The sequence below is a fragment of the Microvirga sp. KLBC 81 genome (assembly GCF_003075415.1).
Classification (GTDB): Bacteria; Pseudomonadota; Alphaproteobacteria; order Rhizobiales; family Beijerinckiaceae; genus Microvirga.
The window spans coordinates 1-24,750 of sequence record NZ_QDAH01000050.1; the positions used below are offsets into that span (position 1 = coordinate 1).

Below are 24,750 nucleotides of genomic sequence, written 5' to 3' on the forward strand. Positions count from 1 at the left end.
TCGGGCGGATAGACCTTCTGGATGCGAACCGTTCCGACGGCCCAGAGCAACCCGAGAGCCGAGAGCGCTTGGCGGAAAGGCGCGCTGATGCCGTAGCCGGCATCGGCCAGAACCGCCCCAAAGCTCACCCCCGCTTGCATGACCCGCCGCAGCTCCGCCAGAGCAATCTCGGGCTTGGCGCGTGCTGTCCACCCCCCTCGGGCACACCCGCGTGCTGCAGGCGCTGCGGATCGTTGGTCCAGGTCTCGGGCAGAAACAGACGCAAGCTGATCGGGATCGGCACCTCATCCTTGGCAAGCGCCAGCGACACCAATGCCTGACAGGTGGCCTTCTTGCCCACCGCTCCCGCCTACTGCGAGGCCACGCCCACGGAATGCGAGCCCATCTTCGGCAGCGCCGTGTCGTCGATCACCAGGATGGCGTCGGGTCCACCCACGAGCCGGTTGGCCTGGGCCAGGAGTTCGGCTTTCAGCGGCGTCTCGTTCCAGGGGCCGACCGCCAGAAGTGATGGAGTTGATCGTAATCAGCAGGCGCGACTCGAGCCGCCCTAGGCTGCAGGCTCTTGCGCTCGCCGGGCCCGATCAGACCCACCACATAGAGCGGGCCCATGCGCCGGCGCGCCGGATGATGAAGATGGGCGAGGAAGGGTTCAAGCCAGGACCGAAGTTCATGCTCCCAGGGCACTGAGGTGCTCATGGCTGGCCTCCAACTGAGATCCCTCAGCCAGAGAAGTCGCCAGAGCTCATCCAGCTCCTCAAACCTGCCAAAGTAGTGCTAGACCATTTGGATGAATGGAGCGCGCGACAAAAATGCGCGAGAAAGACCTCACTGGCACCTGCTTGCTCTCGCTAGCTCCGATGACGCGCTGCTAACGGAACTCCAAAAGATCTTTTCTTCCATCCTGAAGTAACGGCTCTCATCGCTAGGCCATTTGGCCGAACTCAGGCTCGTGGAAGCTCTAGGCCATCAGGCTGAATAGACCTGCCTACGAAAAAGTTCTTTAAATACCTTTAACACAGCCGCGAGGGCTTGTGGGGGGTCGCATCAAGCATGTGACAGACCAGTGTACTAAACCGAGGAACAAAAACTATGAAGTCTCTCGTTTCGCGCTTCCTGAAGAACGAGTCCGGCGCTACCGCTATCGAATACGGCCTCATCGCGGCCCTGATCGCAGTCGTTATCATTTTCGCAGTCACTTCGGTCGGCACTGAACTGACCACGACCTTCAATACAATCCAGAGCAAGCTCGCGGCCGCAAACAATCCGTAAGCTCAGCAAGAAGCGACGCCCATTCTTGGAGCACGGCGGAGGGGGCATCCCCTCCGTTCCTTTCTTTGGACCCTTTAAGCCTATTACGTCACAGATGTTCGAGGAGCAGCGATGACGATCTCCGCAGTAGCAGCGCTCACCGCAAGCATCTGCTTCGCTGCAGGGACGATCTGGGCGGGCCTCATGGATCTGGCCACGATGAAGATCCGTAATGAGCTGGTTCTTTTTCTTCTCGCCATCTATGCAGCCTTGGCACCGCTTGCCGGCTTCGGACCCGTGCAGATCGGGTGGAGTGCAGCGGTTGCATTAGCCGTCCTGGCCGGCATGTTTGTTTTCTTCGGCCTGGGATGGATCGGCGGCGGCGATGCCAAGCTCATCGCGGTGATGGTGCTGTGGCTCGGTGCAGAGCAGGCCCTGCCTTATGTCCTTTACATTGCCATCTTTGGCGGTGTGCTGAGCCTGCTCCTCCTGAAATTTCGTTCATTGCCGCTCCCGGCTTTCTGCACGCGCGTACCCTGGATCGTTCAGCTTCACTCGCGAGAGTCTGGCGTTCCCTATGGAATTGCTATCGCAGCAGCCGCTCTTTTCATGTTTCCGAATACGCCTTGGCTGACGGTGCTGTCATGAGACGGATCATCACCATGGCAGGCCTGAAAGCACCTTCTCACGTTCGACGGGGCCTTTGATCATGTTGCGAATTGCCATTCTCGTCATCGCTATCGCGGCCGGCAGCCTTGCCGGTTGGCTTGCATTATCGATGAGACCAGGTGTCGCCGTCACGACGGCTCCTGCACCGGCTCCCCAGGTCGCGATGATCGATGTTCTGGTTGCATCGGCAGAGCTGGGTCAGGGACAGTATCTGAACGATAAAAGCCTTCGCTGGCAGCCCTGGCCTGCCGATGCGGTCAGCCCCGGCTTCATCACCCGCTCTGCGCAGCCGGAGGCCATCAAAATTCTGACTGGCATCATGGTGCGTAGCCAGTTCGTCCCCGGGGAGCCGATCCGCGAAGAGAAGCTCTCCCGCAACGCGAGCCTGCTCGCCTCAATCCTCGCACCGGGCAAACGCGCAGTCGCCATCCGGATCTCGGTGGAGAGCACGGCCGGTGGGTTCATCCTGCCCAATGACCGTGTGGACGTGATCCAGACCGTCGCGCGTCCCGGACAGGGTCAAACCGACAATCTCAGCCGCACGATCCTCACCAATATCCGTGTGCTGGCTGTCGACCAGAAGATCGAGGAAGCCAAAGGACAGCCTGTCGCTGTCGGCAAAACGGCGACTCTTGAGCTCAGCCCATCTCAGGCCGAAGCCATCGCGGCAGCCCAGGCGTCGGGCATTCTCTCTCTTTCGCTTCGTTCGGCTGCCGACAACGACGACGAACCTTTGCTTCGTCAGGAGAGCGTGTCCGTGCGGATCCTGCGGGCGGGCCAAAGCGAAGTTGTGAAGTTCTAGCACGCGGACCTGCGACAGGATCGCTCTTTCAGATGACGGACATGACTTTCGACATGGCAGACGACCTTCCCCGCACTGCGACACGGCAGGGTCTTGACCAGACCGCACCGTCAACGGACACTTTGGAGGACATCGCTCGCACTCGCGAAGCCGTGCGTATCCCACGCGTCAACATCGATGCATTCTGCGACAGCTCGGATGTGGCTAGCGTCATCGAGAATGCAGCCCGTGATCGTTTGATGTCACGCACACGGGTCAATGTGCGCATGGGCGGCTTAGGGGCTGCCATCGAGCATTATCGCCAGACATCAACTCCTAACCTCGTCATCGTTGAGAGCCGATCGGCCCGAAATGTTTATCTTGCCGATCTCGACCGTCTTGCCGAAGTGTGCGATCCAGGAACACGCGTCATGGCGATTGGCCATGCCAACGACATCGTGTTCTACCGTGAGCTCATCAAGCGGGGCATCAGCGAATATCTCCTCGCGCCGGTGGATCCTGTCTCGCTGATTGCATCGATTTCCGGCGTCTATGGCGAGAACAGATCAAGCAAGCTCGGCCAGACCTATGCCTTCATCGGCGCCAAGGGCGGTGTCGGCTCGTCGACCCTCGCACACAATGTCGCTTGGACGATTGCCCGTCAGCTCAGCTCTGACGTGATAATCGCCGATCTGGATCTCCCCTTCGGAACTGCCAGCCTCGATTTCAATCTTGATGGCGGGCCGGGTATCTCGGAAGTGCTCCAGGACACGGGCCGCCTCGACGAGGTGCTTCTGGACCGTCTTCTGGCCAAGTGCGGTGATCATTTGAGTCTCCTTTCCGCTCCGACGGACCTTGAGAAGGCCTATGACCTCCACGAGAGCGCGCTCGAGCCTCTGATCGACGTTGCGCAATCGAGCATTCCCTTCACGGTTCTGGATATGCCGCATATGTGGACCTCCTGGGCCAGGAATGTGCTGGTCGCCGCGGATGAGATCGTCATCACGGCCGTGCCGGATCTCGCTAACCTGCGCAATGCGAAGAACATGATCACTGTTCTGCGGCAGGCGCGCCCTCATGATCCTCCGCCCAAGCTGGTTCTGAACCAAGTCGGCATGCCGAAGAGGCCCGAGATCAAGCCTAAAGAATTTGCCAAAGCCATTCAGCTTGAGCCGATTGCCTGCATAGGTTTCGAAGCACAGCTGTTTGGAACGGCCGCAAACAAGGGACAGATGATCGCCGAAGTCTCTGGCAAGGGAGCAGCGCCCAAATCCTTTGGGGAGATCGCTGATATCCTGACGGGTCGAAAGGATGCGAAGCGCTCGCAGAAGAAGGCTCTCAGCCTGGGATCTCTGTTCGGCACGATGAAGCGCGGCTCCGGCTCAGTGAGGAAGTAAGCGAGGTCACGGCCGTGCAACGGGATCTTGCGCCACTCACGATGATTGGGAGAACCCTCTCGGCACTGGGGCTTTGTCGGCCCAGGACTGCATCCACCAGGTTTCTGAGCGATCAGTCTGGCGTCTCGGCGCTTGAGTTCGCGCTTCTTGCGCCGGCCATCCTGCTCGGTTCCGTTTTTGTCGCGGACTTGGCATTTCTCGCTCATCAACGCATGGCGATCGATCAAGTCCTGAGAGCCGGCGCTCAGCAAGCCATGCTGGATAAATCCGCAAGTCCTGCCGCCGAGGAGGTCGTAAAGGTCCTCAACATCATGGCAGCTTCGGGAAACTTTGCTGTTGGCAGCACAATTCCGGTGAAAGAGAAGCCGCCCCTTATCGTCGGTGCCTCTCGCTATTGCGCATGCCCCGATGCAATCGAGGCCCCTCCCGTCGCGTGTTCGACAATATGTACAGGCTCTAAGCCGACCCTCGCCTTCTACTCGATCTGGGCCAAGAGCAGGTCCTCGAACATGCTCCTGCCGGATCTCCCATTCGAACCTCAGATCAGGGTACAGGTTCGATGAGAAGGATCGCCCGCACCTTCAGACGTCTGGGCTCCTGCGAGAATGGATCCGTGGCCGTCGAATTCGCTTTCATCGGCTTGCTCCTGATTGCGGGATCCTTGATCGCCATCGACTTTGGCCGCGCGTTCTATCTCTACAATAAGGTGTCGAACGCCATGGATAGGGCTGCCCGAAAAAGCCTGGTCTTCAACGCGAGCAATGAGCAGCTGATTGCGGAGATCATGAAAGATTTCCCGAAATTCGTGATCACAGACCCGAGTCAGTATCCGGATGAGATCCCGAAGGTCACGGTCGTTGAGGATACGGATTTCCGATCCGTAAAAGCCGATGTGATCTTCAGGCCAGTCGTGCCTGCTTTCGTGAGTGACAAAGTTACTATGTCACTAACCCGCCGCCTCCCGAAAGCATCGTGAGCAATAGGCCTAGGCTTGGATCGGGATGGTCGGGCTTCGGTTTGGAGAGGCGGATCGTCCCTTATTTTGCAGAGGCCGCTTTTCCGATCGACCGGCAGGTATCGATGCAGGAATAAGTCTGCTGCACGCCACCATGATCGACCGTGGTCATCTGTCGCAGGCTGGTGGACACGTTCACGCGCAAATTGGCGATCTCCCGTCCGCTCTCCCCCAGAACGATCATATTCGTAGCCCCCACCGCCTTACCTGTGAGCACGATGGTGGTTTCATCGCTCAAGGTGCCATCGACGATTCCTGGGTTGCCGATGATGATCGTCCGTGCGGGCTGATCGAAGGTCAGGATCTTGGCGAAATCCAGAACGATCGGAAGAGTTGTCTGATCCCGAGTGACCTTGAGGCGAGCGATAGATGAGCCCGAAGGCGCTTGGACGACCGCCTCATCTCCCCAGCCCTGTTGTGAAAAGAAAGAGATCCCCAACAGGAGAACCGCACCGATGAATTTAAGAGAACGGCGTTGCATGAGGAATGTCCGGTCGTCTGGCATCCTTCTTTCAAACCATTTCCTGCACCAGAGGAGCAATTAGGCCATTTGGCCGAGGGCCTGTCTCGGCTGGTCCTAGACCATGAGGCTGAATAGACCCTCACGGCAGCTAGGTTCTAATAAACATTAATGAATTGTGGCAATCAACCTGATGGGCAGGTCGGAGAGCCGAGATACAAAGCGGGGCTTGTAGCATGTTCGGCAGGAGAAGTTTGCAGAACGAGGGCATCAAACAGCCCCATGCCCTTCCGCCCGGATTGCAGACCGATAGGCCGATCCAGGTCATGCCCCCTGGCGCATCGAAACCGGCCCGTCCGACTGAGCCACCCTCTCGCACCTCATCCGCAACAGTTTCACCTGCCCAAAATCTGTCGGAGGGATCAGCGGCGCGTTCGCAAGGCAGCCGAAGGACTGACGAGTATTATGGCCTGAAAGCCCAGGTTTTTACGGCGCTGATCGAAGCCATCGATGTTGCCCAACTGGGCAGGATGGAGCTCGGGGAGGCACGCGAGGCGATCGGTGAGATCGTCAAGGACATCGTGACGGCCAAGAAGCTCGTGATGTCGATTGCCGAGCAGGACGAACTCCTTCAAGACATCTGCAATGACGTTCTGGGTTATGGCCCTCTCGAACCTCTTCTGGCTCGGGACGACATTGCCGACATCATGGTCAACGGCGCAGACACAGTTTACATCGAGGTAGGTGGCAAGGTTCAAAAGACGGATATCCAGTTCCGTGACAATGCACAGCTCCTGCATATCTGTCAGCGCATCGTCAGCCAGGTTGGACGCCGTGTCGATGAATCCAGCCCCATCTGTGACGCGCGCCTCCCGGATGGCTCACGCGTCAACGTGATCGCTCCACCGCTCGCCATCGATGGGCCGACCCTCACGATCCGCAAATTCAAGAAAGACAAGCTCACCCTTGATCAGCTCGTCAAATTCGGCTCGATCACCCCGGAAGGCGCGCAGATCCTCGAGATCATCGGACGTGTCCGCTGCAACGTGATCGTTTCCGGAGGTACCGGCTCCGGCAAAACGACACTGCTGAACTGCCTCACCCGCTATATCGAGCCTGGCGAGCGCATCGTGACCTGCGAGGACGCCGCCGAGCTTCAATTGCAGCAGCCCCACGTTGTGCGCCTGGAAACACGCCCGCCGAATATCGAAGGCGAGGGACAGATCACCATGCGCGATCTCGTGAAGAACTGTCTGCGCATGCGCCCGGAGCGCATCATCGTCGGCGAGGTCCGCGGCTCCGAGGCATTCGATCTTCTTCAGGCTATGAATACGGGCCACGATGGATCCATGGGAACCCTTCACGCCAACTCCCCTCGAGAGGCGGTGTCCCGTATCGAGTCCATGATCACGATGGGCGGATTCAGCCTGCCGTCAAAGACGATCCGTGAGATGATCGTTTCTTCTGTCGACGTCATTGTTCAGGCCGCCCGTCTGCGCGATGGCTCGCGTCGCATTACGCATATCACCGAGGTCCTCGGCCTCGAAGGCGATGTCATCATCACCCAGGATCTCTTCACTTATGAAATCCTCGGCGAAGATGCGAAAGGAAACATCATCGGACAACATCGCTCGACGGGTGTCGGTCGCCCACGCTTCTGGGATCGTGCTCGCTACTATGGAGAGGAAAAGCGCCTCGCAGCTGCCCTTGACGCCGCCGAGAAATCCAGCACATAACGAGCTGCCAGCATGCTGACGCAAGAGCTCATTCCCGTCTACATTGCCCTGCTCGTCACCTTCTGCGCGGGCGGCATCGTGATTGCCTTGTTCTATTCCTACATCGAGCGCCGCTCCGAGAGCTACAAGCGCTTCGCAGCCATTGCCGCAACAGGGCCGGTGGCCAGCCGTGTCGCAGGGAATGACGAGTCCAAGAGAAGAAAGGCTGTTGAGGCTACCCTGCGCGAACTGGAAAACAAGCAAAAGATCAAGAGGACATCCAAGCTCACCTTGACAGCCCGCATGCGTCAGGCAGGCCTGAGCTGGAGTCTCAGAACATATAATGTGATCTGCCTCATAGCTGGTGCCGTCTCTTTCCTGATGTCTCTGGCTGTCTTTGGTGTCGGCGTCATCCCTTCCATCGGTTTCGGCATAGCGGGAGGACTTCTTCTTCCCTACCTCTACGTGAGCAGTAAGAGGAGCAACCGCTTCAAGAAATTCTCTGAGGAGTTCCCGAATGCTGTCGATGTGATCGTCCGAGGCGTCAAAGCCGGATTGCCGCTGGTGGATTGCCTGAGGATCATCTCCCTGGAGGCGCAGGAGCCTGTCAGAAGCGAATTCCGTGTGATCTTAGAGGACCAGACCCTCGGCGTGCCGATGGACGAGGCCGTCCAGAAATTTGCTGAACGTATCCCTCTTCCGGAGGCGAGTTTCTTTGCCATTGTCATTGCCCTGCAAAGCAGGACGGGCGGCAGCCTCTCAGAGGCTCTTGCGAACCTCTCGAAGGTGCTGCGTGAGCGCAAGAAGATGAAAGCAAAGATCAAGGCCGTCAGTTCCGAGGCCAAGGCCTCGGCGGGCATTATCGGCAGCCTGCCCGTGGTTGTCGCCGTTCTCATCTATCTGAGTTCGCCTGAGTATATCGGCCTTCTCTTTACCACCACCACAGGGCATTTGACGCTTGCGGCATCCGGCTTCTGGATGATGATCGGCATTCTCGTCATGCGCAAGATGATCAACTTTGACTTCTGAGGCATACGATGCTCGGAGCTATCTTCACGAATACCGATCTCATCATTGCTTTCTCGTCAGCAGTTTCGGTCTGCGGCGCGATTCTTGTCCTGTCGTGGCCCTACTTCGCTCGTGACGAACTCAACACCCGAATGGCGCAAGTCGCCAGTGAACGTGAGCGCATTCGCCTGCGAGAGCGCGCCCGCCTGAATGCCAAGAGCAAGCAGCCGTCTCTGCGGAGCGAACCGAAGAAGCTATTCAAGGCGATTGTGGACTGGCTCGACCTCGAAACACGCATGGAGGATGGAGACCTTAGCCAGAAGCTGCGGATGGCAGGCTATCGTGGACAGAGTCCCGTCATCACGTTTCTGGCTGTCCGGGCGATTGCGCCTCTGGTGATGTTCCTCGTCGCCATCTTTTATGTCTTCGTTATGCTCCGTCTGCAGCACCCGCTCTTCGTCAAGCTGGGTATTGCGGTCGCCTCTGCCTGGTTCGGCTACTTTGCTCCTCAGCTTTACGTGAAGAACAAGATTACAAAGCGGCAAGAAGCGATCCGCAAGTCCTGGCCCGACGCGATGGATCTTCTCCTGATCTGCGTCGAGTGCGGCATGAGTATCGAGAGCGCCTTGCGGAAGGTATCGGAGGAGATCGGCTCCCAGTGTGTCGAGCTTGCTGAAGAGCTCAGCCTGACGACGGCAGAGCTGTCGTATCTTCAGGACCGCCGAAAGGCCTACGAGAACCTGGCCGAGCGCACCGGCCTCGACGGTGTCAAGGGCGTCGTGACAAGCCTGATCCAGTCGGAGAAATACGGCACCCCGCTTGCTCAATCCTTAAGGGTTCTGGCGCAGGAGAACCGAGACATGCGCATGAGCGAGGCCGAGAAGAAAGCCGCAGCGCTTCCGCCCAAGCTCACCGTTCCGATGATCCTGTTCTTCCTGCCCGTTCTCTTCGCAGTCATCATCACACCTGCCGTGATCAAGATCATGAGCATCTAGGGCATCGTGCTTAAAATGTGGCCCCGGTTTTCACTGACGTGGCCCTTCGGGTCGCTGACGCGGACATCCGGTTCCGCTTTCAACGACGCGCTCTCTCTAGAAGGGAGTATCGGACCCAAAAGTGGATTCCACTTTTCTCGCCCGATGCTTTAGCGAATTCGACGCTGGTTCAGCTTCGTAAAGAGCACTCTTGGAGACCTGAGTAAACCTCGCCCAGTCTTATTCGACGAGCTTAACAACTTCCCCAATAAGGACGGTCTTTGTCCCGGTTCCCGCGCACGCCGCTCCCATTTCGATCTCTGAATTGCCCGTGAAGGTCACTTTATCGGCAATGATCTGAAGGCAGCTCGACGATGCATTTGTACCTCCAAGAAACTCGATCGTCGACCCGGGCAGATAGATGGCTCCTTTGATGCTGGTGGTGGACGAGTTGCCCGTTATCTTGAACACCTCCCCACATTCCGTCGGAGCATCCTCACAGCTCGCACCGTAGAATACGAGGCCTGCGAACATTCCGGTCGTTGGCGCAGTCAGATCGAGGACTGCTGAACCTGATATTGAAGCTGTCGTATTGTTGGCAAAGAAGAAAGTCGCTCCAGTCGCCTTCAATGTAGCATTGTTGTTGACCTTCAACTCTCCACTAGTGATGACATAAAGACCGGATTTGAATTCGGCGGTCGTGTTTGCTTCAACCTCGATACCCGAGCAGAAGATCTTTATTGGACCGTAGATGGGATCCGTGCGCTCCGTCTCGACAGAACCTGATACAACTTTGTTGGCTTCATCACAGCCTGTAGTGACCGGCTCGGGAACGTCGGCATAGGGATCCGCGACTGGGGGCGCGTTCTCCTGCACGCTCTCGCAAACCTTCAGTTCCAATAGCCCACTTGATGGATCTTTGATGGAAGAGCCACCGACTGTGCTGATGCAATCTGCCGTGAGATCTGCCGTGGAATTCGGCATATAGTAGGCATCGGGCTGCACCGAATTGGCAGCGATGCTGCAATCGTTGAGAGTCACACTGGTATTACCGGAGACCTCAACGGCTTTCGGCTTCGTCTCAGACAGTGCCACGACACATGCAGGAGAGCCTCCATCGAGCCTTACAACAGCGCGTGCTTTGATCTCGACAGCCTCGTTAGAGAAGATTGATGACAGAAGGCGCGGCTTGGTCTCCGAGAGGACAACTTCGACCGCCTTGGTATTGCCGACGAAGCTCCCGGTCTGTGGTGGATTGTTGATGGTTAGGTTGGTGGCGATTGGTTGTGTAATGGCGGGGTCAGGATCGGCATCCGTCATCACGGGCAGAAAGCCCGACGCGGCGGCCACTTGAGTGGCCGCTGCTCGAAGCGGCACTCCGCTTTCCCCAGCTCGCTTGCGGACGCCTGCCGCATGAGCAGCGACGTCGGCAGCATGCTGGAGTTTGCGTTGAGTATAGTACCAGTATCCTGTCTCCCCTCCCAAAGCCATTCCGCCGATAACGACGGGAGACATGAGGCCCACTGCGACGGCTGTTGCCCCGCCTTCATTCTTCCAGAACTTGCTCACACGAGACAGAACGCCCGACATCCGAAGTTGCGGCCGATGGGTTTGGGTCATTCTTCTGCTCTCCGAGGGGGCGCCCGGAAGCACCCCACTCAAGCCTAGGATATTAAACTCTGACTCATTTCGAAGACCGGCTCCATTCCCCTGAATGGCCTAGGCCGATTGCGCTATGCCGGCTGCGGAGAGGTCATTCCGGCGATCACGTCCCGCGCCATTCGGGCGGCATGGCACACATTCTTCAGAGGTACGGAAATGTCGTTATTTGATCCGCACTCCCGCTCGAGAACAGTGCAAAGCTCAGCGAGATCCGAGAAACCCAGGAGGGCCGCTTGGGACGTAATGGCATGGGCTGTCCTGGCGATGCGGCGACGGTCTGCCGTCATGAAGTCGTCGCTGGCGAAGGTTGCCGCCAACTGCTCATCGAGGCGCACGAGCCATTGAAGGACCCGATCTGCGCCAATCGTGTTCTTGAAATCGGCAAAATGTCTTTCCTGAAAAACGTTCATCCCTCCGGATCGCGCATCCGAATGGGGCGGCGCCTCGCCTGTGGTATCGGGAAGCCATTCCCTCATTTTTCGGAAAAGATCGTCGCGCCGAAGAGGCTTGCCGATATGATCGTTGAAACCGGCGTCGATGAAGTCACGGACCTGCTGCGGTAGGACATTTGCCGTCATGGCCACAACGAAAGCCTGACTGGAGGGATGGCCAAGGCTGCGGATCTCACGGATAGCAGTAATTCCGTCCATTCCCGGCATCTGGATATCCATCAGCACCAGATCATAGGACGTGGCCCGGACAGCTGCGACTGCCTCCTCCCCATTGGAGACGGCGTCGATGATGTGGCCCGCGGCCTCGAGCAGGATCTGCACCAGCTCCCGGTTTATATCCACATCCTCGACAATGAGGATACGGGCAGGTTTCGCGGCCATAGGCAAACCAGCTTCCGCCGAGAGTGGGAGTTCCGAGTCAGCCCGAGGCAAGGCCAACTCGATCCAGAAGGTTGAGCCCTTGCCCTGCTCGCTCTCCACGCCGATCTGGCCGCCCATCAATTCGACCAACCGCTTGGAAATGGCAAGTCCTAGGCCCGTGCCACCGAACTCACGGCGAATGGACGAGTCGCCTTGAGAAAAGCGCTTGAAAAGACGATTGTGTTGCTCCGGCGCGATACCGATGCCGGTGTCGATTACGGAAACGCGGATCACATCCCCAACCTCAGAAGTCCCTTTGCTTTCCAAGCGCGTCGTGATGTGCCCTTCGCGGGTGAACTTCACAGCATTGTTGAGGAGATTCAGCAGAACCTGACGCAGGCGCGCCTCATCGCCTAGAACCATCTTTGGAATGCTCGGATCCCACTCGGTCCGGATTGGCACGCCTTTCTTGCCTGCGCCGCTGCTGACAATCGAAACCGTGTTGTCGACGAGGGAGACGAGCGGGAACGGCTCAATCTGCAACTTGATCTGATCGGCTTCGATGCTGGAAAAATCGAGAATGTCGTTTGCAACCGTCAGCAGGGCAGAAGCTGACACCTGGATGAGGTCCGCGCAACGCTTCTGCTTGGCATTGAGCTTCTCATCGAGCAGCTGTTCCGTGTACCCGATGATGCCGTTCAAAGGTGTGCGAATCTCATGGCTCATCGAAGCCAAGAAGTTTGTCTTTGCTTGGCTGGCGATATTGGCTTGGCCGAGAGCTTTCTCGGCAACATCCTTGGCGGCCAGCAGCTCTTTCTCTCGTTCTGCAACGGCTTGGGCCATCCTGTTGAAGGCGCGCTCAAGAATGCGAACCTCACCTGCCCCTTTATACGGTGAGCGCACATTGAATTTTCCGTGCTCGAGTGCCTCTGCCGTCTGAACCAGATTCCGCAATGGTCGCAGGATCAGCCCTTCGACACCGAGCATGCCGAGGAGGAGCGAGCCACTGACGATCACGATGACCAGGAAAATCCTGTAACGCAATGTCTCATCAATGGGGCCAATCACGGATGCTCTGTTCAAACCGATCGCGAGTATCGCCTCGGTATCCGGCAGAGTTCGAAATACAAAGAGCCGGGAGGCTCCCATAAGGTCCGCCGCCTCCGCATTGCCTTGTGGGGCCGCAAGAGCCTTCTGCACGACGGCGTGGCCCTGAAGGTTCTTGCCAACGAGTTCCTTCCTGGAAGGATAATGAGCGACAAGCGTGCCGTTTCGGTCGATCACCAGCATGTTGATATCGAGACCAGGGTCGAACCGGGTCAGAGAATGCTCATCCAGCAGGCCCGGCCTGATATCGGCAGAGATCACGCCCGTAATCTGCCCGTTCTGAAGGATCGGCACTGCCGCAGTCATGTTGAGGTTGCCGCTCGCCGAGTCTACGACGAGTTCACTCAGCGCAAACCGTTCTCCATTCGAGACACGGCGAAAGAATTCACGTTTTGCGATGTTTCGAGCCTTGGCACCGGCAGGGATGCCGCAGATCTCACTTCCGCTTGGATCTGAGACGCGAACTGCGCTCATCCATCGATACATGCTCAGATGCCGTTGCAGGGTTGCTTCACACCTCCCCCTGTCGGATTGGAGCGCCTCTGCCTCGCTCATGAAACCCAAAGCGGTTTTCGCCTCGCTGATGATATGGCTCTGGCTATCAATGGCGTAGGAGATGAGAATCTCAGCGCGTTCCCGCGTGGCCTTCATCGCGAGCTTTCGCTCATCGCCTGCGAACTGGACGAGAGCGGCGGTCAATGGTGCCAGAGCCGCGACACCAATCAGCAAGAAGCGCCAGAGAAGGCTATCCCGATGCAGGCGGAGCAGTTTGGTCCCTGCTCGTATCATTCTGACCTTGTAGCCGAGCCCCATCGCGACGCACTTCTATTGAATTACATGCCGCTATTGAATTACATGCCGCTCATCAGGCTACGACGGCGGTTCGGATAGGGGCGCGCGCCGGCAACAGCCGCCGCGGCACGGTTGTTCACGCCGAAATAGCGAAAGATCGCCGCCATATGGATCTTGACCGTTCCCTCCCCGAGGCCGAGAGCCAAGGCGATCTCCTTGTTGGTCTTGCCCTGCACCAGAAGATCGAGCACGTCTTGCTGGCGCGGCGTCAGAGGGCTGACAGGCTCAGCATGCTCCGGTACGGGCTCGGGTGCTGGTGGCCCCGTCTTTTCTGCAACTCTCTGCGGTTCACCTTCGGTCGTTTCCACAGGCGCCCCGGAAATATCCGCCAGACAGGGAGGAACATAGATCCCCCCATCGAAGATGGTCTGAAGTGCAGCAGCAAGATCCGTAATGCTCAGGCTCTTGAGCATATAGCCATGCACTCCTGCCTCAAGAGCCAGGAGGATATTGCGGCGATTGCTGGATGCCGAAATGACCGCGACCCGCGTATCAGGAAAGCATTCTCGGACCGTGCGCAGGTTTGTGGGCGTCCTCATACCCGGCATGGAAAGGTCGAACAGCGCCACGCCAATGTTCGGATACTCGCCCAGTCGCTCCAAGGCCTCATCCAAAGAGCCTGCCTCGATGATCTCTGAGAAACCGAACTGCCGATTGAGAATTGCACTCACGGCCATCCGGAAATACGCATCATCATCGGCAATAAGGCCGACGCGCGCAGGCGCCCCCATTATTATTCTCCCCCTTCAAAGCACATGTCTGATCGACAAGGATAGGACAGAAAGTCAATTTTTATTATCTACACGGTTCAACTTGCCGCACTCTTAACTGAAAAACAGCCTCGTATTTTGTTCTAAAGTATCAAAGCAACGACAATGCTGTTTCTTGAGGATTTCTGCGCCTCCCGCAGAAGACTTTGAGGCACTAGGCTGTCTGGTTACGTAATTACATTCATAAGTTGCGGAGTTGGCGTGAGTAGCACTTGTCTTCGTTCTGCGGGTAGGAGCAACAGATGCATATAGACAGGAAATTAGGGAACTCCCTGAGATTATAAGTTTATCCGGGATACTGACACATCAAGCAGCGCTATTACATATGAGGAAGCGCATATAGAACTTGCAGGAAAGCAAGAATGAACACCGCGGAAGCGGTGAAAGCGGCCAAATAGCAGGAGAATAAGTGCACTCCCTGTAACTCAGCCTGCATAAACGCAAAATTTTCTCAACTAAAAGAAGCCGCGCGTTCTTCAGACCGCGCGGCGATGGTCATCCGAAGGCAACCCACAGGCCTGCCAAAGTGACGGCCACGCCCGAAATGCGCGATGCCGGACTTTGCCTCGCTAGGCCAGCGCCCATAGCAAGGCCAAGAAGGTGCAAGGCAAGGCTCGCAAGAGCAAAGCCAACGCCATAAGAGAGAACGCCGCTTCCTTCGGGAATCTCAATGCCATGCGCATAGCCGTGGAAGAGAGCAAAGGAGCCCGCAAGCGCCGTCGCTGCAGCCGGATGCCAGGAGTGCCCCCACGCAATAAGTGCCCCAAGAATAGTGATAGAGGCTGCAATGCCAGCCTCTACAGCAGGAATGTTCATTTCCATCATTCCCATCGCTCCACCCATGAGCATCATGGCGATGAAACCTGCAGGCATAGCCCAGGCCGCTCTGCCACCGGTTAAGGCTGCCAACAGGCCGACACTGACCATTGCCAATACGTGATCCAACCCTGCGAACGGATGGCTCAAGCCGGCTGCGAAGCCGGAAAAATGATGCTGTTCTGTATGGGCCAGTGATGGCGTGGTGATGGCTATGATGGTGATGGCAAGAATTGAACGCACTGGTCTCATCGATCTTCCCCTCTTCTCACGCAGCCGCGGCCAGACCACCGCCTTGCTCGATGAACTTCGCGATGGCATCGACCCCGACGCCTTCACGGATATTGCTGAACACATAAGGACGCTGGCCGCGCATGCGCTTCGTGTCCTCCTCCATGATCGAGAGATCTGCACCGACGAAGGGTGCCAGATCGATCTTGTTGACGACGAGCAGGTCGGAACGGGTGATGCCGGGACCGCCTTTGCGCGGGATCTTCTCCCCACCCGCAACATCGATCACATAGATCGTAAGATCGGCGAGCTCCGGCGAGAAGGTCGCGGCGAGGTTATCGCCACCGGACTCCACCAGCACGATATCGAGAGCCGGAAAACGCTTTCGCATCGTGGCAATGGCCGCCAGGTTGATGGATGCATCCTCGCGAATGGCCGTATGCGGGCAGCCGCCCGTTTCGACACCCATGATGCGTTCGACCGGTAGAGCGCCTGCGACCGTCAGAAGTCGCGCATCTTCCTTGGTATAGATGTCGTTAGTGATAGCGCAGATATCGTAGCGCTCGCGGAAAGTCTTGCAGAGCGCTTCCATCAAAGCCGTCTTGCCGGAGCCGACCGGCCCACCGATGCCGACGCGAAGGGGTCCCGTGTGAGAAATCATGAGCGGAAGAGCCTCGTATATTGATTTTCGTGATGGAAGGAGCCGAGATCAGCACGGAAGGTTGCACTGCCGATATCATCGAGCGACAGATCAAGGGCCTGGCACGCCACATCCAGGACAGTGGCGGACAACGATGCACAGACACGAATACCCGCCGTCTGGCCAATCGGCGCAAGGCGTATCGCGGCGGAAACGAGGGTCTGAACCAGTCCGAAGAGATAAGCTGCAGCGGCAGTCGATAAAGGGATTTCATGAGCTGCCGCTGCCATGCCGACAGCGATGGGAAAAGCAACATCTCCTTCAAGCGGCATCAATAAAGGAGAAGGCCAAGCTGATAGCGTTGCATCCAGAAAGCTTCTCCCCTGCTGGCTCGTCTCAAGATGGAGCTCGGTGGAGGGCGAGAGAGCAAGCGCGAGTTCATTGACCTCATCGAGAGCAGCGGCATCGCCTGCCCTAACAGCACGATACGCATGAGCGAGCAGAATGGCATCATTGCAGCCGAACCCAAATGTCAGCAGATCCGTGAGCCAGGCAACGAGCGTCTCATCGTTCGTGACGTCCCCTGCTTCCACTGCCCATTCCAGAGTATGGGAATAGGCATAACAGCCAACGGGATAGGACGGCGACAGCCAGGCAAAGAGCGGCAGGATCGCCATTGCCTCATGATCCGTCATCTGAAGCGGAATGCGATTATCCATGAGCATGTTCATGGTGATGATGGCTCTCCGAATGATCGCCGTGGTGGTGATGATAAGCGCCACGAACGGGGCGGAAGGGACGCTCGACGATATCGATCTGAGCTCCAAGACCGCGCAACATGTCGATCAGCACATGATCATAGCCGATATAGATCGCGGCCCGAGTGATCTCCGCGGGCACATGCCGGTTTCCGATGTGCCATGCCAGTGTCAGGAGTTCGACAGGATCTTCAGCCCTGATCTCGACAAGGCGTTCGGGTGCCGCCCTCACCTCCACGAGCCAGCCTGTGTCCAGGCAGATGGCATCGCCGTCCTCCAGCACGTCTGCCTTGGCAAGATCGAGTAGAAACGTGGTGCCGCCATCGGCATTCAGCACAATGCGCCGTCGATGGCGATCCCCGTGGTCGAGGGTGATCACGTCGACGATGCGGTCGACGTCAACGTTCTCGCGGCGAATGATGGATGTGGCGTGGATCATGTCAGAACAGGAAGTAGCGTTGAGCCATGGGGAGAACCTTTGCGGGCTCGCAGACCAGCAATTCGCCGTCGGCACGGACGTCGTAGGTTTCGGGATCGACCTCGATCACGGGCGTGGCGTCGTTGAGCACCATGTCTTTCTTGCCGATGCCGCCGCGAACATTCTCGACCGCCACAAGCGGCTTCTGGACGCCCAGCTTTGAAGCCAGCCCGTTCTCGACGGCCGCCTTTGACACGAAGGTCAGCGAGGTCGTGGCGAGCGCCCGGCCATAAGCCCCGAACATGGGCCGGTAATGGACCGGCTGCGGGGTCGGGATCGAAGCATTGGGATCTCCCATGAGCGCAGCCGCAATTGCCCCTCCTTTCAGCACGAGATCGGGCTTCACGCCGAAAAAGGCGGGTGTCCAGACCACGAGATCGGCGAGCTTTCCGACTTCCACCGAGCCGATGTGATTGGAGACGCCATGCGCAATCGCCGGATTGATCGTATATTTGGCGATATAGCGGCGCGCGCGAAGATTATCGTTGTCGCCTGTTTCACTTGGCAGCTTTCCTCTTTGCATCTTCATCTTGTGAGCCGTTTGCCAGGTGCGGATGATGACCTCACCGACACGGCCCATGGCCTGGCTGTCGGAGGACATCATGGAAAGCGCCCCGATATCGTGAAGAATATCCTCCGCCGCGATGGTCTCTTTCCGGATACGACTCTCGGCAAAGGCCAAATCCTCTGGAATCGAGGGCGAGAGGTGGTGGCAAACCATGAGCATGTCGAGATGCTCGTCGATGGTGTTCACCGTGTAGGGCCGCGTCGGGTTGGTGGATGACGGCAACACGTTGGGCAATCCCGCCACCTTGATGATGTCCGGAGCGTGTCCACCGCCTGCACCTTCCGTGTGGAAGGCATGGATCGTACGCCCCTTGAAGGCAGCAATCGTATCTTCGACGAAGCCCGATTCATTCAGGGTATCCGTGTGGATCATCACCTGCACGTCGTAGGCATCGGCTACCGAGAGGCAGCAATCGATGGCGGCAGGCGTGGTACCCCAATCCTCGTGCAGCTTGAGAGCGCAGGCGCCGGCCCGGATCATTTCCTCCAAAGCGCCAGGCTGCGAGGCGTTGCCCTTACCGGTGAAAGCCAAGTTCATCGGGAAAGCATCTGCCGCCTCGATCATGCGCGCGATATGCCATGGACCGGGCGTACAAGTGGTGGCGAATGTGCCTGTCGCCGGCCCCGTGCCGCCGCCGAGCATCGTGGTGACGCCCGACATGAGCGCCTCTTCGATCTGCTGCGGGCAGATGAAGTGGATATGGGAATCGAAGCCGCCCGCCGTGATGATCTTGCCCTCGCCAGCAATGATCTCCGTGCCTGGCCCGATAATGATACCGACATTCGGTTGCACATCTGGATTGCCAGCCTTGCCGATAGCCGCAATACGTCCATCCTTGATACCGATATCGGCCTTCACCACGCCCCAGTGATCAAGGATCACTGCATTGGTGATGACCGTATCGACTGCTCCCGCAGCCCGTGTCGTCTGCGACTGCCCCATCCCGTCACGGATGACTTTGCCGCCGCCGAACTTCACCTCCTCACCATAAATGCTGAAATCCTTTTCCACCTCAATCATGAGGGAGGTATCAGCAAGACGGATCCGATCCCCCTTGGTTGGGCCGAACATATCCGCATAAGCCGCGCGTGGGAGAGAGGAAGGCTTTCTCGTACTCGACATCAGAGCGCTCCCATCACGCTTTGGCGGAAGCCATAGACCTCGCGTTTGCCGGAAAGCGGCACCAGCACCACCTCACGTGTTGCTCCAGGCTCGAAGCGCACCGCCGTGCCCGGCGCGATATCGAGACGCATGCCGCGTGTTTTCTCGCGGTCAAAAGACAGAGCCGGATTCGTTTCATAGAAATGATAGTGACTGCCGACCTGGATGGGCCGATCACCCGTATTGGCGACGGTCAGTGCAATACGTTCGGCACCTTCATTGAACATGATCTCACCAGCTTGGGCCTTCACCTCGCCCGGCACATCCAACGAGGCGGCCCCGCGGATGGGATGATGAACGGTGACGAGCTTCGTTCCATCCGGGAATGTGGCTTCGACCTGCACGTCATGGATCATCTCAGAGACGCCTTCCATGACCTGATCGGCGGTGATGACATGGGCGCCTGCTTCCATCAGCTCCGCAACGGATTTTCCATCACGGGCCCCCTCCACCACCGTATCCGTAATAAGCGCGACGGCTTCTGGATGGTTGAGTTTGACGCCGCGCTCGAGGCGCCGGCGCGCGACCATGGCGGCCATTGCGATGAGGAGCTTGTCTTTTTCACGCGGTGTGAGTTGCATGAGGGTATCCTAGCTGAGCCAGACACGCGGCAGAGGTTCACCGCGAAATGCGAAGAGAAATGGGATGGCGGCAGCGCGCAGCGCTGCGATGCTCATGGCGCAGAACCGCACGGCCAGCAGCCCGTTCCAGGCGCTGGCTGCCGCCTCACAGCCATTCCCGGAAACAAGATGTTCGCGAGCGAAGTCGAGACGCGCCTCGGCCCCGGGCGACACATGAAGCAAGGTTGCGAAAGCACGAGCCCCATTGCCGACACTCGGCCTTTTCAGCAGATCCGCGATAGGTCCATCCAACCGTAACGTATCGGCGTAAACCAGACGCGGTCCGCGGCGGATACGCCAGCGATCTTCGAATAGACCATTGGCGATATGCTCGGCACGCGCTTCACGCCCGAACACAACCGCCTCGAACAAGGTCAGGCGCGCATCCTCCTCGATTGTTGCATCGAGCCGGCGGGCTAGGCGTGCTTCATCGAACAGAAGGGTCTCCTGCGGGAGCCAATCGAGACGCGCTCGAGAATGCACATTCAGCGATACGGCTAGCTCCGAGACAGGTCCGTCAGAGCGGTAAACCTTCTCCGCTGCCGGTGACGCTATCGTGACAGCCGCTCCGGTCCGCGCCTCAATATCAACAGTGAAACGGTCGCCACAAGCGATGCCGCCTGCGGTGTTCACGAGAACGGCGTCGAGACCGGCTCCCTCACCCCTCGGTATCCTGAGGCGCATGGAACCGCTTTCCTCAATACGCATCGGGCGCGTGGATCCATTCAGATCCGCCACACTGAATGCGACACGTCCGATGGCGCGCTGACGCTGAGGAGCGGTCGACTGCGAAGCGTCGTCAAATGGCCAAACGTTGACGTACATCGTCGCCCTCAAGCGCGTTGCGATCTCCCCTCTGGACGATCTCACCACGTTCCATGACCACGAAGCGGTCCGCCAAGTCGCGCGCAAAATCGAAATACTGCTCGACCAGCAGAATGGCCATGTCCTTCCGCCCACGCAGATAGGCAATCGCCCGCCCGATGTCCTTGATGATGGACGGCTGAATTCCCTCCGTTGGCTCATCGAGCACGAGAAGCCGGGGCCGTGTCACGAGCGCTCTGCCAATGGCGAGTTGTTGCTGCTGGCCGCCAGAGAGATCCCCGCCCCTTCGATGCAACATCGACTTGAGAACAGGGAACAGCTCAAACACCTCATCAGGGATCCGACGTTCCGAGCGCCTCAACGGCGCAAAGCCCGTTTCCAGGTTCTCTCGAACCGTTAGCAGTGGGAAAATCTCTCTCCCTTGTGGAACATAGGCAATGCCTAAGGCCGCGCGCTCAAACGGCTGCAGACGCGCGATATCCTTACCGTCGAGGCGGATCGTCCCGTCGGAGATCGGCCGATGACCTGCAATAGCCCGCAGAAGAGATGTCTTTCCTACACCGTTACGACCAAGAATGCAGGTGACCTCACCCAAAGCAGCGTTGACGGACACCCCGCGCAGGGCCTGAGCCGCGCCGTAGTATAAGGACAGATTTTCAACCGAAAGCATCGTCATCGGCCCAGATACACCTCAACCACGCGCTCATTTGAGCTGACCGCATCAAGCGAGCCTTCTGCGAGAACCGAGCCCTCGTGAAGACACGTGACCTTGACATCAAGATCGCGCACGAAGGTCATGTCGTGCTCTACCACAACGACCGCTTTTGTCTTGGCAATGTCGCGCAGGAGTTCGGCTGTATCGGCGGTCTCCTGGTCGGTCATGCCGGCCGCAGGCTCGTCGATCAGCAGGAGTTTAGGCTCCTGCGCGAGCAGCATCCCAATCTCGAGCCACTGCTTCTGGCCATGAGACAACTCACCTGCCTTGCGATGGCGGTGGGCGGTCAGGCGAATGCGTTCGAGAAGTGCATCAATTCTCTCCCGCTCCTGCGCTGTGCGTCGTGAGAACAGGGTCGAGAAAGGCCCGCGCTTGTCTTTGAGTGCGAGAAGAAGATTGTCCTCGACAGAATGCATCTCGAACACGGTCGGCGTCTGGAACTTACGGCCGATGCCGAGGTCAGCGATGGCTGCCTCGTCCAGCGCCGTCAGATCATGAGATCCTTCGAAGAGCGCGGTTCCTTGGTTGGGTCTGGTCTTTCCCGTGATCACATCCATCATCGTCGTCTTTCCCGCCCCATTGGGGCCGATGATGGCGCGCATCTCCGCATGGTCGATGACGAGCGAGAGTGAATTCAACGCCCGAAAGCCGTCGAAGGAGACAGTGACGTTGTCGAGATAAAGAAGGGTCGGCGTGACGGGGGCGTTCATGGTGCTACTCCGCCGCCTGAGAAACTGCTTCGGGGGAGGGCTTTGATCCAAGCACCCGCTTTGTTCTCTCCCACAGGTCCTGCCCCGCACCGAGAATGCCGCGAGGCATGAACAGCGTGACGAAGACGAAGAGACCGCCCAGAGCGAACAGCCAGAATTCTGGAAGCGCCCCCGTGAACCAGGTCTTGCCGGCATTCACAGCCAGTGCACCCAGTATAGCACCAGCTAACGTTCCACGCCCGCCAACGGCCACCCAGATGACGAGTTCGATGGAGTTCGCAGGAGCGAATTCGCTTGGGTTGATGATGCCGACCTGTGGCACGTAGAGCGCGCCAGCGATACCCGCGAGCATCGCGGAGATCGTGAAGACAGCCAGCTTGTAATGCTCAACCCTGTAGCCCAGAAATCGTGTTCGGCTCTCAGCATTGCGGACTGCCACGAGGACCTTGCCGAATTTCGAACTGACGAGCCAGCGACACAGCAGATAGCCTGCCCCAAGTGCAACGACGGATAGAACGAACAGGACAAGGCGCGTCGAGGCAGATTGCAGAGGAAAGCCCAAGATATCTTTGAAATCTGTCAGACCGTTGTTCCCGCCGAAGCCCATGTCATTGCGGAAGAAGGCCAACATCAGCGCATAGGTCATCGCTTGCGTGATGATGGAGAGATAGACGCCTGTTACACGGGAGCGGAAGGCGAGCCAGCTGAAAATGAAGGCGAGGATGCCAGGAACCAGCAACACCATGAGCATCGCGAATGGAAGGACGTCAAAGCCGTACCAGAACCAGGGAAGCTCCTTCCAGTTCAGGAAAACCATGAAATCCGGCAGGACAGGATGAGCATAGACGCCGCGGGATCCGATCTGACGCATGAGGTACATCCCCATGGCATATCCGCCGAGCGCGAAGAAGGCGCCGTGCCCCAACGAGAGAATGCCGCAGAAGCCCCAGATCAGGTCAACAGAGAGCGCCAGAAGGGCGAAGCAGATATATTTTCCAAGCATCAGAACAAGGTGATCGGGCAGATACAGAGCCGAATTTGGCGCAATCAACCCATTGAGCACCGGCACCAAGGTAGCCGCCGCAGCCAGGAGGGTTAAGACGATGATGGACTGCTTATCGAGCACAGATTGTGTCTTCATGCTTCTACCGCCCTGCCCTTCAGCGCGAACAATCCACGCGGACGTCTCTGGATGAAAAGGATGATCGCGATGAGGAGCACGATCTTGCCGAGGACAGCGCCTGCATAAGGCTCGAGCATCTTGTTCGCGACACCAAGAGTCATCGCGCCGACCAGAGTGCCCCAGAGATTTCCGACGCCACCGAAGACGACGACCATGAAGCTGTCGATGATGTAACCTTGTCCCAGATTGGGGCTGACATTGTCGATCTGCGAGAGGGCGACACCGGCAATGCCGGCAACGCCCGAGCCTAAGCCAAAGGCAAGCGCATCGATTCGGTTGGTTCGGATCCCCATGGATCCCGCCATACGGCGGTTCTGCGTGACGGCTCGGACGTAAAGCCCAAGCGATGTATAGCGCATCACGAGGAGCAGAACCGCAAACACCGAGTAGGCGAAGACCACGATGGCTATGCGATTATAGGTCAGGCTCAACCCACCAATTTCAAGCGCGCCGCTCATCCAGCCCGGTGTACCGACCTCCCGGTTGGTTGGACCGAAAATCGTCCGCACCCCTTGCTGCAGAATGAGCGACAGACCCCAGGTTGCCAGCAGGGTTTCGAGCGGACGTCCATACAAGAAGCGGATCACTCCGCGCTCGATCAAGATGCCCACAGCCCCAACAACCAGGAAGGCGAGCGGCAACGCGATGAAAAGCGAGGCATTGAAGAGGCCCGGTGCGTAGACACGGATAAGTTCTTGCACCACGAAAGTCGTGTAGGCCCCGATCATGACCATTTCACCATGGGCCATGTTGATCACGCCCATGGTTCCAAAGGTGATGGCAAGTCCGATGGCAGCCAGAAGCAGAACCGATCCAAGAGAAATGCCGTACCAGACATTCTGAAGTGCATTCCAATACGCCAAGCGTATCTGAATATCCCTTGCGGCATCACCTGCGGCCTTGATGAGTTCTGACGGTACATCGGATGGGAGCGTGGTGAGGAGAGCAAGCGCATCCTGGTCACCGCGTGCCTCCAGGACCTCGATGGCTGCTTTCTTGTCCGCAACCGAAGCGTCGGACCTGCTCAGGACGACTGCCGCGCGAGCACTCTCCAGCGCATCTCGGACATGGACATCGCTCTCTTGAGCAATGGCACGCTCCAAAATCGGCAAGGCGGCGACATCACGAGAGCGAAATACAGCACGAGCTGCATTGAGACGGGTTGCCGCATCGACGCTGAGCAACGTGAGGTTTCCCAGGGCTGCCTCAATGGCACGCCGAATGCGGTTGTTCACCCGAACCGGCTTAAGGTTTCCTGTCGAACTTGCCGCCTGTCCTGTTGTCGCATCAACGACCCCGCCGGAGATCGCTTTGATATAGACCTGTCCTCCCCCGACCAGGAGGCGACCATCCCGCAGTGCCTCGACAACAGTCAGAGCCCGAGTGTGGCCGCTGCTTGCGATTGCTGAAAGGGCAGCCTCCGCATCCGCATAACTGTCGGCAGCAAATTTCGGCAGCGCCTCCTCATAGGGGCCAGCCATGGCACTGGCAGCCATACCGATTAGCAGAACAAAGACCTGCAGAACAATGCGTAAGCTGGTCATGAATCGAACTTTGACAATGAGAAAGGGTGAG

General features: G+C 58.0%; 24 protein-coding genes and 1 pseudogene. 9 read left to right on the top strand and 16 right to left on the bottom strand.

The window, feature by feature from the left end; all coding sequences use genetic code 11:
• Nucleotides 1-609: pseudogene (locus DC522_RS23270) on the bottom strand (IS701 family transposase); the annotation flags it as partial.
• Between the two features lie 480 nt (nucleotides 610-1,089).
• On the opposite strand from DC522_RS23270, the gene DC522_RS23275 reads away from it, so the two are divergent.
• The 6 genes from DC522_RS23275 to DC522_RS23300 all read left to right on the top strand — a co-directional run bounded on the left by DC522_RS23275 (nucleotide 1,090) and on the right by DC522_RS23300 (nucleotide 5,071).
• Nucleotides 1,090-1,269 carry a Flp family type IVb pilin gene (locus tag DC522_RS23275; RefSeq protein ID WP_116531000.1) on the top strand — a complete coding sequence of 60 codons (180 nt, stop codon included), beginning with the start codon at nucleotides 1,090-1,092 and terminating at the stop codon, nucleotides 1,267-1,269.
• Between the two features lie 111 nt (nucleotides 1,270-1,380).
• Nucleotides 1,381-1,896: a prepilin peptidase gene (locus tag DC522_RS23280; RefSeq protein ID WP_116531001.1), complete on the top strand. Its 516-nt coding sequence runs from the start codon at nucleotides 1,381-1,383 to the stop codon at nucleotides 1,894-1,896.
• Nucleotides 1,897-1,957: 61 nt separating this feature from the next.
• A complete protein-coding gene (cpaB, locus tag DC522_RS23285) occupies nucleotides 1,958-2,719 on the top strand; it encodes a Flp pilus assembly protein CpaB (RefSeq protein ID WP_116531002.1) in 762 nt (253 codons plus the stop codon).
• Between the two features lie 32 nt (nucleotides 2,720-2,751).
• Nucleotides 2,752-4,095, top strand: a complete 1,344-nt coding sequence (locus DC522_RS23290) for an AAA family ATPase (RefSeq protein WP_245444442.1) — start codon at nucleotides 2,752-2,754, stop codon at nucleotides 4,093-4,095.
• 41 nt (nucleotides 4,096-4,136) lie between these two features.
• Complete coding sequence (locus tag DC522_RS23295) at nucleotides 4,137-4,658, top strand: TadE/TadG family type IV pilus assembly protein (RefSeq protein ID WP_116531028.1); 522 nt, start codon at nucleotides 4,137-4,139, stop codon at nucleotides 4,656-4,658.
• A 50-nt stretch (nucleotides 4,659-4,708) separates the two neighbouring features.
• The gene (locus DC522_RS23300; protein WP_165820270.1) at nucleotides 4,709-5,071 is read left to right on the top strand and encodes a TadE/TadG family type IV pilus assembly protein; all 363 of its coding nucleotides are present in this window, start codon (nucleotides 4,709-4,711) and stop codon (nucleotides 5,069-5,071) included.
• Nucleotides 5,072-5,132: 61 nt separating this feature from the next.
• On the opposite strand, the gene DC522_RS23305 is transcribed toward DC522_RS23300, so the two are convergent.
• Entirely contained in the window at nucleotides 5,133-5,591 is a 459-nt protein-coding gene (locus tag DC522_RS23305) for a pilus assembly protein N-terminal domain-containing protein (protein ID WP_165820271.1), read from the bottom strand.
• Between the two features lie 215 nt (nucleotides 5,592-5,806).
• On the opposite strand from DC522_RS23305, the gene DC522_RS23310 reads away from it, so the two are divergent.
• The 3 genes from DC522_RS23310 to DC522_RS23320 are packed head-to-tail and all read left to right on the top strand — an operon-like array spanning nucleotide 5,807 to nucleotide 9,288.
• Nucleotides 5,807-7,306 (top strand): CpaF family protein, encoded by a 1,500-nt coding sequence (locus tag DC522_RS23310; RefSeq protein ID WP_371680303.1) that lies wholly within the window; start codon nucleotides 5,807-5,809, stop codon nucleotides 7,304-7,306.
• Between the two features lie 12 nt (nucleotides 7,307-7,318).
• The gene (locus DC522_RS23315; RefSeq protein WP_116531005.1) at nucleotides 7,319-8,314 is read left to right on the top strand and encodes a type II secretion system F family protein; all 996 of its coding nucleotides are present in this window, start codon (nucleotides 7,319-7,321) and stop codon (nucleotides 8,312-8,314) included.
• A gap of 8 nt (nucleotides 8,315-8,322) precedes the next feature.
• Entirely contained in the window at nucleotides 8,323-9,288 is a 966-nt protein-coding gene (locus DC522_RS23320) for a type II secretion system F family protein (RefSeq protein WP_116531006.1), read from the top strand.
• A gap of 219 nt (nucleotides 9,289-9,507) precedes the next feature.
• Here DC522_RS23320 and DC522_RS23325 read toward each other — a convergent pair whose 3' ends face one another.
• From DC522_RS23325 to urtB, 14 genes are all read right to left on the bottom strand, one after another.
• A complete protein-coding gene (locus DC522_RS23325; RefSeq protein ID WP_165820272.1) occupies nucleotides 9,508-10,857 on the bottom strand; it encodes a pilus assembly protein TadG-related protein in 1,350 nt (449 codons plus the stop codon).
• A gap of 143 nt (nucleotides 10,858-11,000) precedes the next feature.
• Nucleotides 11,001-13,637: a hybrid sensor histidine kinase/response regulator gene (locus DC522_RS23330; protein WP_165820273.1), complete on the bottom strand. Its 2,637-nt coding sequence runs from the start codon at nucleotides 13,635-13,637 to the stop codon at nucleotides 11,001-11,003.
• A gap of 62 nt (nucleotides 13,638-13,699) precedes the next feature.
• Complete coding sequence (locus DC522_RS23335; RefSeq protein ID WP_116531009.1) at nucleotides 13,700-14,431, bottom strand: response regulator transcription factor; 732 nt, start codon at nucleotides 14,429-14,431, stop codon at nucleotides 13,700-13,702.
• Nucleotides 14,432-14,965: 534 nt separating this feature from the next.
• Nucleotides 14,966-15,538: a HupE/UreJ family protein gene (locus DC522_RS23340; protein ID WP_116531010.1), complete on the bottom strand. Its 573-nt coding sequence runs from the start codon at nucleotides 15,536-15,538 to the stop codon at nucleotides 14,966-14,968.
• A 16-nt stretch (nucleotides 15,539-15,554) separates the two neighbouring features.
• On the bottom strand, nucleotides 15,555-16,178 hold the full coding sequence (gene ureG, locus DC522_RS23345) for an urease accessory protein UreG (RefSeq protein WP_116531011.1): 624 nt from the start codon (nucleotides 16,176-16,178) through the stop codon (nucleotides 15,555-15,557).
• Nucleotides 16,175-16,876: an urease accessory protein UreF gene (locus DC522_RS23350; RefSeq protein ID WP_116531012.1), complete on the bottom strand. Its 702-nt coding sequence runs from the start codon at nucleotides 16,874-16,876 to the stop codon at nucleotides 16,175-16,177. The genes ureG and DC522_RS23350 overlap by 4 nt, the downstream gene beginning before the upstream one ends.
• The gene (locus tag DC522_RS23355) at nucleotides 16,869-17,354 is read right to left on the bottom strand and encodes an urease accessory protein UreE (protein ID WP_116531013.1); all 486 of its coding nucleotides are present in this window, start codon (nucleotides 17,352-17,354) and stop codon (nucleotides 16,869-16,871) included. Before DC522_RS23355 ends, DC522_RS23350 begins: the two co-directional genes overlap by 8 nt.
• A gap of 1 nt (nucleotide 17,355) precedes the next feature.
• Nucleotides 17,356-19,083 (bottom strand): urease subunit alpha, encoded by a 1,728-nt coding sequence (ureC, locus tag DC522_RS23360; RefSeq protein WP_116531014.1) that lies wholly within the window; start codon nucleotides 19,081-19,083, stop codon nucleotides 17,356-17,358.
• The gene (locus DC522_RS23365) at nucleotides 19,083-19,703 is read right to left on the bottom strand and encodes an urease subunit gamma (RefSeq protein WP_116531015.1); all 621 of its coding nucleotides are present in this window, start codon (nucleotides 19,701-19,703) and stop codon (nucleotides 19,083-19,085) included. The genes ureC and DC522_RS23365 overlap by 1 nt, the downstream gene beginning before the upstream one ends.
• Nucleotides 19,704-19,712: 9 nt before the next feature.
• On the bottom strand, nucleotides 19,713-20,567 hold the full coding sequence (locus DC522_RS23370; protein WP_116531016.1) for an urease accessory protein UreD: 855 nt from the start codon (nucleotides 20,565-20,567) through the stop codon (nucleotides 19,713-19,715).
• Nucleotides 20,542-21,237, bottom strand: coding sequence for an urea ABC transporter ATP-binding subunit UrtE (urtE, locus tag DC522_RS23375; protein ID WP_116531030.1), 696 nt, complete (start codon nucleotides 21,235-21,237; stop codon nucleotides 20,542-20,544). The genes DC522_RS23370 and urtE overlap by 26 nt, the downstream gene beginning before the upstream one ends.
• Before the next feature lie 2 nt (nucleotides 21,238-21,239).
• Nucleotides 21,240-21,992 carry an urea ABC transporter ATP-binding protein UrtD gene (urtD, locus tag DC522_RS23380; RefSeq protein ID WP_116531017.1) on the bottom strand — a complete coding sequence of 251 codons (753 nt, stop codon included), beginning with the start codon at nucleotides 21,990-21,992 and terminating at the stop codon, nucleotides 21,240-21,242.
• A gap of 4 nt (nucleotides 21,993-21,996) precedes the next feature.
• Entirely contained in the window at nucleotides 21,997-23,133 is a 1,137-nt protein-coding gene (gene urtC / locus DC522_RS23385) for an urea ABC transporter permease subunit UrtC (RefSeq protein WP_116531018.1), read from the bottom strand.
• Nucleotides 23,130-24,719 (bottom strand): urea ABC transporter permease subunit UrtB, encoded by a 1,590-nt coding sequence (urtB, locus tag DC522_RS23390; RefSeq protein ID WP_116531019.1) that lies wholly within the window; start codon nucleotides 24,717-24,719, stop codon nucleotides 23,130-23,132. The genes urtC and urtB overlap by 4 nt, the downstream gene beginning before the upstream one ends.
• Nucleotides 24,720-24,750 lie beyond the last annotated feature (31 nt).

Excerpts from the sequence above, each read along its gene's own strand:
- DC522_RS23290 (WP_245444442.1), top strand. The coding sequence starts at position 2,752 with ATGACGGACATGACTTTCGACATGGCAGACGACCTTCCCCGCACTGCG.
- DC522_RS23350 (WP_116531012.1), bottom strand. The coding sequence starts at position 16,876 with ATGGATAATCGCATTCCGCTTCAGATGACGGATCATGAGGCAATGGCG.
- DC522_RS23320 (WP_116531006.1), top strand. The coding sequence starts at position 8,323 with ATGCTCGGAGCTATCTTCACGAATACCGATCTCATCATTGCTTTCTCG.
- ureC (WP_116531014.1), bottom strand. The coding sequence starts at position 19,083 with ATGTCGAGTACGAGAAAGCCTTCCTCTCTCCCACGCGCGGCTTATGCG.
- DC522_RS23330 (WP_165820273.1), bottom strand. The coding sequence starts at position 13,637 with ATGATACGAGCAGGGACCAAACTGCTCCGCCTGCATCGGGATAGCCTT.
- ureG (WP_116531011.1), bottom strand. The coding sequence starts at position 16,178 with ATGATTTCTCACACGGGACCCCTTCGCGTCGGCATCGGTGGGCCGGTC.
- cpaB (WP_116531002.1), top strand. The coding sequence starts at position 1,958 with ATGTTGCGAATTGCCATTCTCGTCATCGCTATCGCGGCCGGCAGCCTT.
- DC522_RS23295 (WP_116531028.1), top strand. The coding sequence starts at position 4,137 with ATGATTGGGAGAACCCTCTCGGCACTGGGGCTTTGTCGGCCCAGGACT.
- urtB (WP_116531019.1), bottom strand. The coding sequence starts at position 24,719 with ATGACCAGCTTACGCATTGTTCTGCAGGTCTTTGTTCTGCTAATCGGT.
- DC522_RS23310 (WP_371680303.1), top strand. The coding sequence starts at position 5,807 with ATGTTCGGCAGGAGAAGTTTGCAGAACGAGGGCATCAAACAGCCCCAT.
- urtE (WP_116531030.1), bottom strand. The coding sequence starts at position 21,237 with ATGCTTTCGGTTGAAAATCTGTCCTTATACTACGGCGCGGCTCAGGCC.
- DC522_RS23370 (WP_116531016.1), bottom strand. The coding sequence starts at position 20,567 with ATGTACGTCAACGTTTGGCCATTTGACGACGCTTCGCAGTCGACCGCT.
- DC522_RS23315 (WP_116531005.1), top strand. The coding sequence starts at position 7,319 with ATGCTGACGCAAGAGCTCATTCCCGTCTACATTGCCCTGCTCGTCACC.
- urtD (WP_116531017.1), bottom strand. The coding sequence starts at position 21,992 with ATGAACGCCCCCGTCACGCCGACCCTTCTTTATCTCGACAACGTCACT.
- urtC (WP_116531018.1), bottom strand. The coding sequence starts at position 23,133 with ATGAAGACACAATCTGTGCTCGATAAGCAGTCCATCATCGTCTTAACC.
- DC522_RS23340 (WP_116531010.1), bottom strand. The coding sequence starts at position 15,538 with ATGAGACCAGTGCGTTCAATTCTTGCCATCACCATCATAGCCATCACC.
- DC522_RS23335 (WP_116531009.1), bottom strand. The coding sequence starts at position 14,431 with ATGGGGGCGCCTGCGCGCGTCGGCCTTATTGCCGATGATGATGCGTAT.
- DC522_RS23325 (WP_165820272.1), bottom strand. The coding sequence starts at position 10,857 with ATGTCGGGCGTTCTGTCTCGTGTGAGCAAGTTCTGGAAGAATGAAGGC.
- DC522_RS23280 (WP_116531001.1), top strand. The coding sequence starts at position 1,381 with ATGACGATCTCCGCAGTAGCAGCGCTCACCGCAAGCATCTGCTTCGCT.
- DC522_RS23355 (WP_116531013.1), bottom strand. The coding sequence starts at position 17,354 with ATGATCCACGCCACATCCATCATTCGCCGCGAGAACGTTGACGTCGAC.
- DC522_RS23365 (WP_116531015.1), bottom strand. The coding sequence starts at position 19,703 with ATGCAACTCACACCGCGTGAAAAAGACAAGCTCCTCATCGCAATGGCC.
- DC522_RS23275 (WP_116531000.1), top strand. The coding sequence starts at position 1,090 with ATGAAGTCTCTCGTTTCGCGCTTCCTGAAGAACGAGTCCGGCGCTACC.
- DC522_RS23305 (WP_165820271.1), bottom strand. The coding sequence starts at position 5,591 with ATGCAACGCCGTTCTCTTAAATTCATCGGTGCGGTTCTCCTGTTGGGG.